This is a genomic window from Arthrobacter arnarulunnguaqae (genome assembly GCF_051262515.1).
Taxonomy (GTDB): Bacteria; Actinomycetota; Actinomycetes; order Actinomycetales; family Micrococcaceae; genus Arthrobacter_N.
In genome coordinates this window covers 145,987-160,609 of the sequence record NZ_JBIMER010000004.1, presented here as the reverse complement: position 1 = coordinate 160,609, position 14,623 = coordinate 145,987, and the positions used below count along the sequence as shown (strand labels likewise).

The following is a 14,623-nucleotide window of genomic DNA, read 5'->3' as shown; positions in this document are numbered from 1 at the left end:
CTGGGTGTTCGTGGTGGGTGGAAAGAAGTTCAGAGCGAAGCGGGAATCCGGCGTGCCAGTGGGCGCTTCGCGTATCCGGCGTATCCGGCAACGAGGAGTTCGAGGCCCGCGACGCCGAGCATGCCCATGGCAGCCGGGGCGGCGGCCGCCGTGAGTGTCCCGGGCGCGCCGTGGCCCGCGTGGGGCGTGGCGGCGGTGATGCCCGGGACGCCGAGGGCCAGGACGACATGCCCGATCGCCATGGCCAGGGACATGGCCTGCAGCAGCGCGAGCCCGCGGCGGGATGTGTGCCGCCAGGTGTGGACGGCGCACCACGCGCAGACCAGGAGCATGGGGATCAGGACCAGGTTCAAGGCGACGCCGTGGTCGTGCGCGGCCAGCAGCCAGGCATGGGCGCCGAGCGCCCCGGCCGCCGCCGCTCCTACCGGTGGCACTTCTTGCCCGACGCCGGCGCGGGCACGTCCAGGACGGGCGAGCGGTCGAAGAAGCCCTCGGGCCGCAGCCTGAACCCGGCGGTGTCGACCGGCATGATCGGCCAGTCCTCGACCCGCGGGAAGTGGGTCAGTCCGAAGGTGTGCCAGACCACCAGGTCCTCGCCGTCGATGTTGCGGTCCGCCTTGATCCATTCGGGCAGTCCCGCGCCGCCGGGGTGCTGGTTCACGAAGTCCCCGGTGGGGTACCTTTCGCTTTCGTCGTAGCGGGTGACCCACAGCGTCTTGGTGGTGAAGGCGGCGCGCCGGGCGACCGAGGACTGCGGGTCGGCCAGCAGGGTGGGTTGGCCCTCCGGGTGGAGCCTGTATCCGACCGGCTCGCCGAGGCGGTTGAGCGAGTCGGCGTTCTGCACCACCCACGTCCGGCCGGCGGCCATGTCAGCGTCCCGGCCTGCCTGGGATTCGCTGGTCAGCACGGTCCGCTTGCGGGTGAAGGCGTTGCCCCGCGGGTTCTCGGCGGACATCGGAACGCGCACCGCCTCCTCCTCCACGACGCGGTTCGGTCCGCCGTCGAGGGCGAAGTCGAGACGGGCGCCGAAGAGGTGCTGGTGGAACGGAGCCCCGAGCCCGGGGGCCATCTCCGAGGAGTACGGGTAGTCCTTCGAGGGCTGTGCGCTGGTGAAGACGACGCCGGTGGCCTTGGCCTCGAACTCGATCGTTCCGTCCAGGTAGAGGTACCAGTAGAACCCGTAGTCGTAGTTGCCGATGGTGGTGAAGAAGGAGATGACCAGGCGGCGGTTGCGGCGCGTGTAGTTCACGCCGCTCCACAGGTCCGAGTGCTTGGCGAGGATGGACCAGTCCTCCTCGTGCATGCAGATGCCGTTGGCGATGGTCCGCGGATTCCCGAAGGCGTCCGTGATGGTGGGGGAGAGGTAGTGGATCTCGCCGAGGCAGTCGCACCCGAGTTCGAGCGAGTTCGCGAACTGGCCCAGCATGTACTCGCCGGTGTCGAAGTAGTTTTGCCAACTGCGGACCGGCGAGGGGTCGCCGTAGGGGACGACCATCTCGGCGATGGAGGCGCGATTCAGGATCGGACGCGTCCGGCCGCCGTCCTCGAACCCGATGTTGTGCAGCACCAGGCCCTCGCGCATGTCGAAGCCGATGTCCAGGCTCCACTTCTCCCACAACACGTGGTTGCCGTCCGCCACAGTGAAGGACGGCCCTTCCGGCTGGGTGATACTGATCGGCTTCTGCGTGGTGCGCATGGGGCCGGTGAGTTCGGGGTCCGTGTAGTTTCCGTGTTCGGCGGGCACGGGAACGACGCCGAAGTCGAGCACCTGGTCCACGCTCCGCGCCGCGACGTCGACGTAGGCGACGAGCCCGTCGATCGGATGGGCCCATGCGGAATCCTCGGGGTGTTCCTGGAGGAACGCGAGCCCGCGCAGGATCCGCCGTCCCTTCTCCTCCGGGTATTCGAAGACGCCCGCGGAAAGCGGGGCGACGCGCACCTTGGCCACGTCGAGACCGCGCTTCTCAAGGGCCGCGAGCCACGCGGTATCGGTGGACAGGATCTCCTCGACCAGACCGTACTCCTCGTCCACGACGGGCAGTTCGCCCGTCACCGAGGTGTCCAATTCGACCACGCTGACCACTTCGGCCCGGGCGGTCGACACCACGACGTCCTTCGGCCGTCCCCCGGCGGTGTCCATCAGGAACGCTCGGAACAGGCGCTCGGCCGCGGGCACGTTGGCTCCGCGAGGCGGATCGACGAGACCGAAATAGGCGACGCGCGTCGTCTCGCCGAAGTGACCGGCCGCGGCGAGGGTCTCGCGGACCAGGGAGACCTCGTCCGGGGTGGACAACACGTGCCTCGAGGAGGCGCTGACGGGCAGGGTGTCGTGGGGGGACATGTTGACCTTCCGGGGGAGGGGGCGGAGCGGGTGCCGTGTGATGCGGACCACTTTATTATTCTCTCTACGTAGAGAATAAGTCGGAGTGACGCCGAGCACAAGGGTCTTATCCGTGGCATATTCCGTGACGGTCCGGTGGCGTGGGCTCGGGGAGGGCGCCCGTGGCTCTATACGATGGGCACATGCCCAAGATCGTTGACCACAACCGCCGGCGCAGGGATCTCGTGGAAGTGGCGTGGCGCGTCGTGGCGCGCAGCGGGTTGGAGGCCATGACGCTGCGCGACGTCGCGGCGGAGGCCGGGTTCGCCAACGGGGCGATCAAGCCCTACTTCGCCACGAAGGCCAGCCTCGTCGAGGCGACGTATTCGTATGTCTTCGAGCGGACGAATCTCCGAGTCGCCGCCGCGGTCGAGGGCCTCCGCGGGCTGGATGCGCTCAGGGTGTTCGGCTTGGAGGTTCTTCCGCTGGACTCCGTCCGGATCGACGAGGCGCGCGTGGTGATCCCGTTCTGGCAGGTGGCCATCCATGACCCGGACAAGATGGAGATCAACGCGGCCGCCATGGGCGAGTGGCGCTCATCCATGTCGGCGTGGCTCGGCCAGGCGCGGGACGCGGGAGAAATCACCGCGGATCTCCCGGTCGAGACCCTCGCGGAGGGGCTGCTGACGTTCCTGCTCGGCGCGCAGGTGGCCGCGGTCTTGGACTCCGGGGTCAATGCGCCGGAGCGGCTGGAGGCACAGCTGGATGCGCATCTGGAGCGACTGCGTCCCTAGTGGCCGCCGCCCGGGCGGCGGGAATCGCTATCCGCTCCCAATCAATCGATTGACGGATGTTAAGTTGCTGGGCTTTACTGATCACTACGGCCCAATCAACTGATCGGGCTTTGGATCCGACGGACGAGGATGTTCCACGGCATGGATTTGGGCAGTGTCCAGCGGGCCGCGGTGTCCCTCTTCGCCGCGCGGGGCTTCGCCGCCACCGGCATACGCGAACTGGGATCCGCCGCCGGCATCAACTCGGCGACGCTCTACCACTACGTGGGCAGCAAGGAAGACCTGCTGGTCAGCATCATGCGCGACTGCCTCGACGAGCTCATCCGCTCGGGGTCCGAGGCCCTCCGCGCCAGCGCCGAGCCGGCCATCCAGCTCGCCGGACTGATCTCCTCCCACGTGGGCTTCACGGCCACCAACCAGCTCACCGCCCGCGTCACCGACTACGAGATGCGCGCCCTCTCCGACGGCAACCGCGCCACCATGCAGGCCCTCCGCGACGAGTACGAGTCGCTCTTCGCGCAGGTCCTGGAGCGCGGGGCGCGCGTGGGGGCTTTCACCACCGAGGACCTCGCCATGGCCCGCCTCGCGCTGATGGAGATGGGGACCGGCGTCGCGCACTGGTACCGCGCCGACGGGCGCCTGCGCCTCGAGGAGGTCCAGCGCTATTTCGTGAGCATGGCCTGCCGGATCCTCGACGTCGACCAGGCCGACCTCGAAGGCGCCGATTTCGTCGTCGTGCCCCGCCGCCTCGGCAGCGAACCCCCACACCGACCCGCAACGAAAGAGACCCCGTGGACTCCCTGACCAGCAACGTCGACGCCAGCGCCCCCGGTTTCGCGGAGAACGCGGAGCGGCAGAAGGCCCTCGTCGAGGAACTGCGCAAGCGGTTGGACCGGGCCGCACTCGGCGGCTCGGAGGCGTCGCGCCGCCGCCACCAGGGGCGCGGGAAGCTCCTGCCCCGCGAGCGCGTCGACGCCCTGCTTGACGACGGCTCGCCCTTCCTCGAGATCGCGCCGCTGGCGGCCGAGGACATGTACGGGGGTGACTGCCCCGGAGCCGGAGTCATCGCCGGGATCGGCCTGGTCCACGGCCGGCACGTCCTGGTCATCTCCAACGACGCCACCGTCAAGGGCGGCACCTACTTCCCCATGACGGTCAAGAAGCACCTCCGCGCGCAGGAGATCGCGCTGGAAAACGGGCTGCCGTGTGTCTACCTCGTGGACTCGGGAGGGGCGTTCCTGCCCATGCAGGACGAGGTCTTCCCGGACCGCGACCACTTCGGGCGCATCTTCTACAACCAGGCCAACCTCTCGGCGCGCAAGATCCCGCAGATCGCCGCGGTCCTGGGCTCCTGCACGGCCGGCGGCGCGTACGTCCCGGCGATGAGCGACGAGACCGTGATCGTCCGGAACCAGGGCACCATCTTCCTGGGCGGCCCGCCGCTGGTGAAGGCGGCCATCGGGGAAATCGTCACCGCCGAGGAACTCGGCGGCGGGGAACTCCACGCCGGCACGTCCGGCGTCGTGGACCACCTGGCGGAAAACGACGCGCACGCGCTGGAGATCGTGCGCAACATCATCGAGACACTGCCGCCCGGCCCGGCACCAGCGTGGGACATCGCCGAACAGGCCGCCGAGCCGCTGTCCGATCCGGCCGAGCTCTACGGCGCCGTCCCCACCGACGTGAACGCCCCCTACGACGTCCGCGAGGTCATCGCCCGGATCACGGACGGCAGCGGATTCCACGAGTTCAAGGCCAACTACGGGACCACGCTGGTCACCGGATTCGCCCGCATCCACGGCCACAAGGTCGGCATCCTCGCGAACAACGGCGTCCTGTTCGCCGAGTCCGCGCTCAAGGGCGCGCACTTCATCGAGCTGTGCGACCAACGCGGCATCCCGCTGGTGTTCCTGCAGAACCTCGCCGGGTTCATGGTGGGCCGGGACTACGAGGCCGGGGGCATCGCCAAGCACGGCGCGAAGATGGTCACCGCCGTCGCCACCGCGCGGGTCCCCAAACTCACGGTGGTCATCGGCGGCTCCTTCGGGGCCGGCAACTACTCCATGTGCGGGCGCGCGTACTCGCCGCGTTTCCTGTGGATGTGGCCGGCCGCGCGCATCTCCGTCATGGGCGGCAACCAGGCCTCCTCGGTGCTGGCCACCGTCAAACGCGACCAGATCGAGGGCGCCGGCAACACCTGGGACGACGCCGACGAGGAGGCCTTCAAGGCGCCCATCAAGGAGCAGTACGAGGCCCAGGGCAACCCCTACTACTCCACGGCCCGGCTGTGGGACGACGGCGTGATCGACCCCGCGGACACGCGCCGCGTGCTCGGCATGGCGCTGGACGTCTGCGCCCGGCAGCCCCTGCCGGAGACGTCCTTCGGCGTCTTCCGCATGTGAGCGCCCGCCGATGACGACCCCGACCCCAGCCCCCCAGAACGGACCCATCGTGAACCACCCCCTCTTCGACACGGTGCTCGTGGCCAACCGCGGGGAGATCGCCGTCCGCGTCATCCGTTCGCTCCGGGCGCTCGGCATCCGCTCCGTGGCCGTGTATTCGGACGCCGACGCCGGGGCCCGCCACGTCGCCGAGGCCGACGTCGCCGTGCGCGTCGGTCCCGGCCCGGCCAACGAAAGCTACCTGGACATCGACGCGATCCTCGGGGCCTGCCGACGCACCGGGGCGCAAGCCGTGCACCCCGGCTACGGCTTCCTGTCCGAGAACGTCGGATTCGGCCGCGCCCTGGAACAGGCGGGCATAGTGTTCATCGGGCCCGACGTCGCCTCCATCAACCTCATGGGCGACAAGATCCGCTCCAAGAACCACGTGGTGTCCCACGGCGTCCCGGTTGTCCCGGGCATCGCCGAACCCGGGCTCGACGACGCCGCGCTGACGGCCGCCGCGGCCGGCGTCGGCTTCCCCCTGCTCATCAAGCCCTCCGCCGGGGGCGGCGGCAAGGGCATGTTCGTCGTCGAGAGCGAGGCCGAGCTGCCCGACGCGCTGGCCAGCGCGCGCCGCACGGCGCTCGGCGCGTTCGGCGACGACACCCTGTTCCTGGAGCGGCTGGTGCGCAATCCCCGCCACATCGAGGTGCAGGTCCTGGCCGACCGCCACGGCAACTCTGTGCACCTGGGGGAGCGCGAATGCTCGCTGCAGCGCCGCCACCAGAAGGTCATCGAGGAGGCACCCTCGCCGCTGCTGGAGGGCCTGGACGACGGCGGCCGCATCCGCGCGGAGATCGGCGCCGCCGCCGTCGCGGCCGCGCGCTCCGTCGGCTACGTCGGCGCCGGAACCGTGGAGTTCCTCGTCAGCGACGAGAACCCGGGCGAGTTCTTCTTCATGGAAATGAACACGCGCCTGCAGGTCGAGCACCCCGTGACGGAGGAGGTGGTCCGCGTCGGCGGGGAGTCGGTCGACCTGGTCGAATGGCAGGTGCGCATCGCCGCCGGACAGCCGCTGCCCTTCACCCAGGAACAGGTGGAGCTGCGTGGCCACGCCGTCGAGGCGCGCGTCTACGCCGAGGACCCCGCGCACGGCTTCCTGCCCTCGATCGGCACCATCCTCTCCGCGGTCGAACCCTCCGGGGGGCACGTGCGCGTGGATTCCTCCCTGCGCGACGGCCTGGAGGTCCCCGCGTTCTACGACCCGATGCTCGCGAAGGTCATCGCGTGGGGCGAGGACCGCGCCGCGTCGCTGGCGGTGCTGGACCGCGCGCTCGCCGGGACCGTGGTGCTGGGGGTGCACACGAATATCGAATACCTGCGACTGCTCCTGGCCGACGACGACGTCGCCGCCGGGCGCCTCGACACGAACCTGATCGGCCGCAAGATGCCGGAGATGGCATTCCGCGCCGTGTCCGGCGAAGACCTGGCGCTCGCCGCGCACCTCGCGCGCACCCCCGACGCTGGAACGAGCGGAGCCCGGAGCGGCGGTGCGTGGGGCCGCGCCGACGGGTGGCGGCTGGGGCGGCACGCCGGTTCGGTGCTGCACCTCGAGACCGACGGCGAAATCCACACGGTTTCCCACCGGGCGACGCCGACCGGTTCGTCGGTCGACATCGACGGGCGCGCATACGCCGTCGACGCGGCCGGACCGGACCTGCTTGCGGTGGACGGCGTCGTCCGGCCCGTGCGCAGCGCCGTCGGCCCCGACGGCACGGTGTGGCTCGGCGGCCAGGGCCGGAGCGCCGCCATCCGACCGCTGGACCGCGCCGAACGGCTGTCGCGAGAACTCGCGGCGCTGGACCGCGGGGCCTCGGCCACGTCCCCGGAGGTCCGCGCGCCGATGCCCGGCACCGTGATCGCCGTCCGGGTGGCCGACGGCGAGCTCGTCGCCGCCGGCCAGGTGCTCGCGTCGATCGAGGCGATGAAAATGGAACACCACATGCTTTCGCCGGGGGACGGCGTCGTCAGCATGGGCGCGCTCAAGGCGGGCGACCTCGTGAAGGCCGGACAGCTGGTCGCCACCGTGCGGATCGACACCCCCGACACCCCCGACACCCCCGACGTCGACAAAACCGACGGCGGGCCGTCCGCGGACGCCGTCCCGACCGAACTGGAGACCAGCGCATGAGCGCCACCGAACCGGAGCGCGTGGAACAGCGCGGCTTCTACCTCGACGAGCTGCGCGAGGGCGTGGTCTATGTGCACCGGCCCGGGCGCACCCTCACCGAGGCGGACAACGTCCTGTTCACGTCGCTGACCATGAACAACCAGGGGCTGCACCTCGATGCGGCCTGGAGCGCCACGCAGCCCTTTGGCCAGCGGCTGGTGAATTCGCTCCTGACGCTGGGCACCATGGTGGGCCAGTCGGTGCCGCAGATGACCGAGGGCACCATCATCGGCCAGCTGGGCCTGGACGACGTGAAGTTCCCCCATCCGATGTTCCACGGGGACACGCTGTACACCGAAACCGAGGTCACCGAGGTCAGGCCCTCCAAGTCCCGCCCGGGGCAGGGGATCGCGACCATGCGGCACACGGGGCGGAACCAGGACGGCGTCGTGGTCGCCACGGCCACGCGGACCTGCCTGATGTGGACTAGGGACGCACACCGGACCGCCGTCGCCGGGACGGGGGAGGTCCGGAATGCGTGATTTCGCCATGGGCCCCGCCATCCTGTTCTGCCCGGCCGACCGCCCGGACCGCTACGCGAAGGCCCTGGAGCGGGCGGACGCCGTCATCCTGGACCTGGAGGACGCCGTCGCGCCCGGCAAGCGCGCGGAGGCCCGCACGGCCCTCGCCGGAAACCCGCTGGACCCCGCGCGGACCATCGTGCGCGTCAACCCCGCCGGAACGACCGATTACGACGCCGACCTGGCCGCCCTGCGCGCCACGGTCTACCGCACGGTGATGTTGGCCAAGGCCGAGACCGCGGAGGACCTCGCGGGACTGGCGGACTACGACGTCGTGGCCCTGTGCGAGACGGCGCTGGGCGTGCTCAACGCGCCGGCCATCGCGGCGGAACGCAACGTCGTCGCGCTGATGTGGGGTGCCGAGGACCTGGTTGCCTCGCTCGGCGGATCATCGTCCCGGGACGCCTCCGGGGCCTACCGCGACGTCGCCGCGCACGCCCGCTCGCGGGTGCTGCTGGCGGCCGGCGCGTTCGGGAAGACCGCCATCGACTCGGTTTACGTCGACATTCCCGACCACGAGGGGCTGCTGGCCGAGTCGGTGGACGCGCAGGCGTCCGGGTTCGGCGCCAAGGCCTCCATCCACCCGGGCCAGATGCCCGTCATCCGCCGCGCCTTCACCCCGACCGAGGAGGAAGCCGACCGCGCCCGGCGGGTGCTGGCGGCCGCGGAAGAGTCCGGCGGGGCCTTTACGTTCGAGGGGCGGATGGTCGACGAGCCGCTGCTGCGGCACGCCCGCGCGACGCTCGCGCGCTCAGCCGGGAACGCCGGGGGCAAGGAACCGGCGACGGGGGAGACGAGCGCCGGTTAGCGGCCTGCTGCGCGCGCGCCGGGAGTACCCTCGAAGGATGAGGACTCCACTCCAGCCAGGCATCGCGCTCGGGGGACGCTTCGCCCGCGAACTGCCCGAATTGGCCATCCCGTGGGAGGCCGCCGAGGTCGCCGAACCCCGCCTGCTCGCGTTGAACGAGCCGCTGGCCCAAGAACTCGGTCTGGACCCGGCGGCGCTCCGGACCGCGGAGGGCCTGCGCCTCCTGGTCGGCAACGCCGTCCCCGACGGCGCGACTCCGGTGGCGCAGGGCTATGCGGGACACCAGTTCGGATCGTATTCGCCGCGGCTCGGGGACGGGCGCGCGCTCCTGCTCGGCGAGGTCTCCGCGGCAGACGGGACGCTGCGGGACATCCACCTGAAGGGTTCCGGCGCCACGCCGTTCGCCCGCGCCGGGGACGGGCTGGCCGCCGTCGGGCCCATGCTGCGCGAATTCGTCGTCGCCGAGGCGATGCACGCCCTGGGAATCCCCACGACGCGCTCGCTCGCCGTCGTCGAGACCGGGAGCACCGTCCGGCGCGAGACGGAACTGCCCGGCGCGGTGCTGACCCGCGTCGCGGCCAGTCACCTGCGCGTCGGCACGTTCCAGTTCGTCGCCGCCGGCGGGGACACCGACCTGCTCCGCCGGCTGGCGGACTTCGCCATCGACCGCCACTATCCGTGGGCCGCCGGGGAGGAGAACCCGGCCCTCGCGCTGTTCCGGGAGGTCGTCGCGGCGCAGGCGTCCCTGGTGGCGCGCTGGATGCTGGTGGGGTTCGTCCACGGCGTCATGAACACGGACAACATGACCATCTCGGGCGAGACCATCGACTACGGCCCGTGCGCGTTCATGGACGCCTACGACCCGGCCGCCCTGTACAGCTCCATCGACTCGGGCGGGCGCTACGCCTACGGGAGCCAGCCGGTCGTCGCCGAGTGGAACCTCGCGCGGCTCGCGGAGGCGCTCCTGCCGCTGTTCGACGAGGACCGCGACCGGGCGGTGGAACTCGCCGTCGAGCAGCTCGGCACGTTCCGGCCGGCCTACAACGCCGCCTACGCGGCAGTGATGGCGGACAAGCTGGGGCTGCCCGACGACGACGCGACGGCGGCGCTGTCCGGCGAGCTTCCGGCGCTGCTCGCCGGGGCGCGGGTGGACCACACCTCGTTTTACCGCAGCCTCGGCGCCGCCGCCCGGGGCGGCGACGCGCGGTTCCGCGCGCTGTTCCCAGCCGCGGACGCCGGGGACGAAGGGGGCGCGGAAGCCTGGCTGGAACGCTGGAGGCTGTTGGGCCCGGACGGCGACGCGGCGGACCGCGCAAACCCGGCGTATATCCCGCGGAACCACCTCGTGGAGGAGGCCCTCGCCGCGGCGACCGCCGGAGACCTGGAGCCGCTCTCGAAGCTGTTGGACGCGGTGACCGCGCCCTTCGAGGAACGACCCGGGCTCGAGCGCTACGCCGCGCCCGCGCCCGAGGACTTCGGGAACTACCGGACCTTCTGCGGAACCTAACCCAACCCCGCCCCGCAGCCCCGCCCCGCCCCGCGAAGTGGACATAACCACGGTTAACTAACCCTCGGTAATGTCCACTTCGGGGGGTGGGGGAGGGCTATTCGAAGCGGGTGGGGTCTCCCATGCCGACGCGGACCACTTCTGCCGTGCCGCCGGAGAAGTCGACGACCGTCGTCGGCTCGGCGCCGCAGTCGCCGGAGTCGATGACGGCGTCGACCACGTGGTCGAGGCGTTCCTTGATGTCCCAGCCCTGGGTCATCGGTTCGTCCTCGTCGGGGAGGAGCAGGGTGCTGGACAGGAGCGGTTCGCCGAGTTCGGCCAGCAGCGCCTGCGTCACCGTGTGGTCCGGGATGCGGACGCCGACCGTCTTCTTCTTCGGGTGGAGAAGGCGGCGGGGGACCTCCTTGGTGGCCGGCAGGATGAAGGTGTAACTGCCGGGAGTGACGGCCTTGATGCTGCGGAAGACCATGTTGTTGATTTCCACGAATTGCCCCAGCTGCGCGAAGTCCTTGCAGACCAGCGTGAAGTGGTGCTTGTCGTCCAGCCGGCGGATGGTGCGGATCCGCTCCAGCGCGTCCTTGTTGCCCATCTGGGCGCCGAACGCGTAGCAGGAGTCGGTGGGGTAGACGATCAGGCCGCCGGAGCGGACCATTTCCACCGCCTGGCCGATCAGTCGCGGCTGGGGATTGTCCGGGTGCACATCGAGAAAGCGGGCCATCAGCCGAGCATACGCCGGATTTGGCGGGCCCGCCGCGGCTCCGGTACCCTTGCTTGGTACGCCCGCGTGGCGCACGAAGTTCGGTTCTTTAGCTCAGTTGGTTAGAGCGTTCGCTTCACACGCGAAAGGTCGCTGGTTCGAGTCCAGTAAGAACCACCGGCATCATCACGAGCAACGAGGAGGGCCCCCGCCGCGGCGGGGGCCCTCCTCGTTTTCAACCTGTCCGACGGCGTAGGCGGACGCCCGCGGTCCGCCTACGCCCCGTCCGCCATCATGTCCAGGACGAGCGGCTTGACCTTGGTCCCGAGGAGTTCGATGCTGCGGACCATGTCCGCGTGGGGGAGCGAACCGTTGCTGTACTTGATGTCCAGGCGCGAGAGCCCCAGGCCCTTCGCGGCACGAACGAACTTCTTGGCCACCGTCTCGGGCGAGCCCGCGAAGAGGTTGCCCGCGGGCCCGGCGGACGCCTGGAAGCGCATTTTCGACGCCGGCGGCCAGCCCCGTTCGGAGCCGAGCTTGTTCATGAGGCGCTCGTAGTGCGGCCACAGGGTGTCCAGGGCCTCCTCGTCGGTCTCCGCCACGAAGCCGTGCACGTGTGCGCCGACGGGTTGCGGCTGGTGGCCGAACTCCTCGAGGGACCGCCGGTAGAGGCGTGTCAGCCCCTCGAACGCCAGCGGGTCCCCGCCGATGATGGCCATGAACAGGGGCAGCCCGTGCCGCGCCGCGCGGACCACGGACTCGGGGCTGCCGCCGACGCCCACCCACGCGCCGAGCCGGCCCGATTCCGTGTTCGGGTAGGCGCGCTGCCCGGACAGTCCCGGACGGGTGGTCCCGTGCCAAGTGAGCGGCTTCTCCGCCAGGAGCTTGGCGAACAGCGCCAGCTTCTCCTCGAACAGGACCTCGTAGTCCTTCAGGTCGTATCCGAAGAGCGGGAAGGACTCGATGAACGAGCCACGTCCCAGGATCACCTCGGCGCGCCCGTTGGACAGCCCGTCCACCGTGGCGAAGCGCTGGAACACGCGCACCGGATCGTCCGAGCTGAGCACCGTCACCGCCGAGCCGAGCCGGATGCGCTCGGTCTGGCCGGCGATGGCACCGAGGACCACCTCCGGGGCGGTCACGGCGTAGTCCGGGCGGTGGTGCTCGCCGACGCCGAAGAAGTCCAGTCCCGCCTCCTCGGCGGCGCGTGCCTCAGCGAGGATGTTCCGCAGGACCTGGGCATGGTGGAGCGGCTGGCCGTCGGGGCCCTCCGTGACGTCACCGAAGGTTTCGACGCCGATTTCGAGCTGTTGTCCCATGGATGGACTCCTTTGATATATGCAACCGCATGCAATAACCGCCGTCGCCCGCCGGGTATTCCCCGGCGCCGCGAAAGCCCCGGGGTGCGTGCGGAACGGGTGCTCCGGAGACCGTGACGAAGCACTCGCCGGGCCCGCCCCCCGGGCCGGCAACACCACTGTTTGCCGGTTGTACAGTGGAGGCACCAAGCACCGCAGGACAGGAGACCACGTGTCCCCGAGCAACACCCACGACACCACCCACGGAGCGGGCGGAACGCCCGATCCTCACCCGCGCGCCGGGGCGATGCCGCGAGTCACGACGTCGGAAATGAAGCACGCCCTGCCGCGGCGCACCGAGGCCGTGCTGCCCACCGGAAGCGCGGACCTGCCGGGGTCTCCCGACGACCGCTTGAAGACCGAGCCCGACTGGGACGAGGCGGACCTTCCGGCCGATTCCGCGCCGGCGCTGGATCCGTACCCCGGCGCCCAGCAGGCCGACCGTGCCCGCAAGCCCGCGAGGAACACCTCCAAGAACCGCCTTCTCTGGGGCGTGCCTCGTCCGGGGCCGGGAACGGCTCCCACGGTGCCGATCGATCCCGCCGTCGCCCGGCCCGTCCCCAGGGCCAATCCGGCGGCCCGTCGCATGCTGGCGCGCCTCATGGAATCCGAGGCGCCGCCCACGCAGGCGTTCTCCATCGTCGACCGGCTGGTCGGAAGCCCCTACGCGAACCCGACGATCCAGGTCGGCGCCCAGGAGGCCAGCGCGCGCAAGACGCTGGAGTTCGCCCTGGACCTCGCCGAGGCCATGTTCCGCTACGGCGCCGGCGCCCTCGAGGCGGAGACGAGCATCATCGCGGTCACCGCCTCGCTGGGGCTGCGCCACGTGGACGTGGACATCACCAACCAGTCGATCCTCCTGAACTACGCGCCGGCCGACCAGGTGCCGCTGACCATCCTGCGCGTGGTCCGTTCGTGGACCAGCAACTACGCAGGCCTGGCGCTGCTCCACCAGCTGGTCTCCGAGATCGTGGCCGGCGGCGTCACACGGCAGCAGGCGGTGGACCGCCTGGACGACATCACCCACCGGCCCAAGCCGTTCCCCCGCTGGATGGTGACTGCCGCGGGTGGCGGCTTCACGGCCGCGTTCGTCCTGTTCATCGGCGGATCGTGGGTCGGTGCGCTGGTTGGTTTCGCGTCATTCTGCCTCGTCACCCAGGTGCTCAAGGTCGCCGGTCGGTGGCGGGTCCCGGAGTTCTTCGCCGTCGGGCTCGGGTCCCTGGTCATGACCAGCATCGCCATGGTCATGTGGGCGCTAAGCGTGCCGATCTCCCCGGCCATCGTCGTGGCCGGCGGCATCATGCTGCTGCTTCCGTCCTCAAGATTCGTCTCGGCGGTCCAGGATGCTATCAACGGCTTCCCCGTCACGGCGGCGGGCCGTTTCTTCTCCGCCATGATCATCTACGGGGGCATCGTCGCCGGCATCGTGGTGGGGTTGGTGCTCGGCGCCCTTGTCGGCATCGGGGAGCTGGACATCGCCCGGATCGACCAGATCGCGTATCCGACGTGGCTGCTGGTGCTGCTGGTGGGCTTCGCGGTGGCCTGCGCCTCCGTGTTCGAACAAAGCGCCCACAACCTGGTGCTGCCCACCGCCGGCGTCGCGCTGCTGGGGTATCTTGCCCTGGTCGGTTCCGAGACGATCGGCGTCGGCCAGCGGCTGACCCCGGCCATCGCCGCCGCAGTCGTCGGAGCGGCGGGGCGTTGGGTGGCCATGAAGATGGGGGCGCCCCAGCTGGTGGTCGCCGTGCCCGCGATCGTCTTCCTGCTGCCCGGGCTCATGATCTTCCGCGCCATGTACGGGATCGCGATCGACAGCGACGACATGACGGCCGGCCTCGTGGAGATGTTCAACGCGTTCACCATCATCCTCGCCACGGCGGGCGGCGTGGTGCTGGGCGATACCATCGCCCGGCCGCTCACCAAGGGCTGGAGCAGCCACGAACGACGCCGGATCCGCCGCCGCTGATTCTCCCGTCCACGGCAGCATCCGGCTGCAGCGCGCCG

The 14,623-nt window shown here is 70.5% G+C and carries 12 protein-coding genes and 1 tRNA gene; 9 read left to right on the top strand and 4 right to left on the bottom strand.

Going from position 1 to position 14,623, the window contains the following annotated elements; all coding sequences use genetic code 11:
• Positions 1 to 29: 29 nt before the first annotated feature.
• The gene (locus tag ACHAAJ_RS06110) at positions 30 to 434 is read right to left on the bottom strand and encodes a hypothetical protein (RefSeq protein ID WP_435727108.1); all 405 of its coding nucleotides are present in this window, start codon (positions 432 to 434) and stop codon (positions 30 to 32) included.
• On the bottom strand, positions 422 to 2,341 hold the full coding sequence (locus ACHAAJ_RS06105) for a primary-amine oxidase (RefSeq protein WP_435727107.1): 1,920 nt from the start codon (positions 2,339 to 2,341) through the stop codon (positions 422 to 424). Before ACHAAJ_RS06105 ends, ACHAAJ_RS06110 begins: the two co-directional genes overlap by 13 nt.
• Before the next feature lie 182 nt (positions 2,342 to 2,523).
• Between ACHAAJ_RS06105 and ACHAAJ_RS06100 the strand changes: the two genes are divergently transcribed.
• The 7 genes from ACHAAJ_RS06100 to ACHAAJ_RS06070 all read left to right on the top strand — a co-directional run bounded on the left by ACHAAJ_RS06100 (position 2,524) and on the right by ACHAAJ_RS06070 (position 10,564).
• Positions 2,524 to 3,114, top strand: coding sequence for a TetR/AcrR family transcriptional regulator (locus ACHAAJ_RS06100; protein WP_435727106.1), 591 nt, complete (start codon positions 2,524 to 2,526; stop codon positions 3,112 to 3,114).
• Positions 3,115 to 3,255: 141 nt separating this feature from the next.
• Positions 3,256 to 3,918 (top strand): TetR/AcrR family transcriptional regulator, encoded by a 663-nt coding sequence (locus ACHAAJ_RS06095; RefSeq protein ID WP_435727105.1) that lies wholly within the window; start codon positions 3,256 to 3,258, stop codon positions 3,916 to 3,918.
• Positions 3,906 to 5,516, top strand: coding sequence for a carboxyl transferase domain-containing protein (locus ACHAAJ_RS06090; RefSeq protein WP_435727104.1), 1,611 nt, complete (start codon positions 3,906 to 3,908; stop codon positions 5,514 to 5,516). The genes ACHAAJ_RS06095 and ACHAAJ_RS06090 overlap by 13 nt, the downstream gene beginning before the upstream one ends.
• A gap of 10 nt (positions 5,517 to 5,526) precedes the next feature.
• Positions 5,527 to 7,689 carry an acetyl/propionyl/methylcrotonyl-CoA carboxylase subunit alpha gene (locus tag ACHAAJ_RS06085; protein WP_435727103.1) on the top strand — a complete coding sequence of 721 codons (2,163 nt, stop codon included), beginning with the start codon at positions 5,527 to 5,529 and terminating at the stop codon, positions 7,687 to 7,689.
• On the top strand, positions 7,686 to 8,210 hold the full coding sequence (locus ACHAAJ_RS06080; protein WP_435727102.1) for a MaoC family dehydratase: 525 nt from the start codon (positions 7,686 to 7,688) through the stop codon (positions 8,208 to 8,210). Before ACHAAJ_RS06085 ends, ACHAAJ_RS06080 begins: the two co-directional genes overlap by 4 nt.
• The gene (locus ACHAAJ_RS06075; protein ID WP_435727101.1) at positions 8,203 to 9,057 is read left to right on the top strand and encodes an HpcH/HpaI aldolase/citrate lyase family protein; all 855 of its coding nucleotides are present in this window, start codon (positions 8,203 to 8,205) and stop codon (positions 9,055 to 9,057) included. Before ACHAAJ_RS06080 ends, ACHAAJ_RS06075 begins: the two co-directional genes overlap by 8 nt.
• 37 nt (positions 9,058 to 9,094) lie before the next feature.
• Positions 9,095 to 10,564: a protein adenylyltransferase SelO gene (locus ACHAAJ_RS06070; protein WP_435727100.1), complete on the top strand. Its 1,470-nt coding sequence runs from the start codon at positions 9,095 to 9,097 to the stop codon at positions 10,562 to 10,564.
• Positions 10,565 to 10,661: 97 nt separating this feature from the next.
• Here ACHAAJ_RS06070 and ACHAAJ_RS06065 read toward each other — a convergent pair whose 3' ends face one another.
• A complete protein-coding gene (locus ACHAAJ_RS06065) occupies positions 10,662 to 11,282 on the bottom strand; it encodes an L-threonylcarbamoyladenylate synthase (protein WP_435727099.1) in 621 nt (206 codons plus the stop codon).
• Positions 11,283 to 11,364: 82 nt separating this feature from the next.
• Here ACHAAJ_RS06065 and ACHAAJ_RS06060 point away from each other — a divergent pair.
• Positions 11,365 to 11,438 (top strand) — tRNA-Val (locus ACHAAJ_RS06060).
• Positions 11,439 to 11,536: 98 nt separating this feature from the next.
• Here ACHAAJ_RS06060 and ACHAAJ_RS06055 read toward each other — a convergent pair.
• Entirely contained in the window at positions 11,537 to 12,580 is a 1,044-nt protein-coding gene (locus tag ACHAAJ_RS06055) for an LLM class flavin-dependent oxidoreductase (protein ID WP_435727098.1), read from the bottom strand.
• Between the two features lie 211 nt (positions 12,581 to 12,791).
• Between ACHAAJ_RS06055 and ACHAAJ_RS06050 the strand changes: the two genes are divergently transcribed.
• Complete coding sequence (locus ACHAAJ_RS06050; RefSeq protein ID WP_435727097.1) at positions 12,792 to 14,585, top strand: threonine/serine exporter family protein; 1,794 nt, start codon at positions 12,792 to 12,794, stop codon at positions 14,583 to 14,585.
• The last annotated feature ends 38 nt before the right edge of the window (positions 14,586 to 14,623 follow it).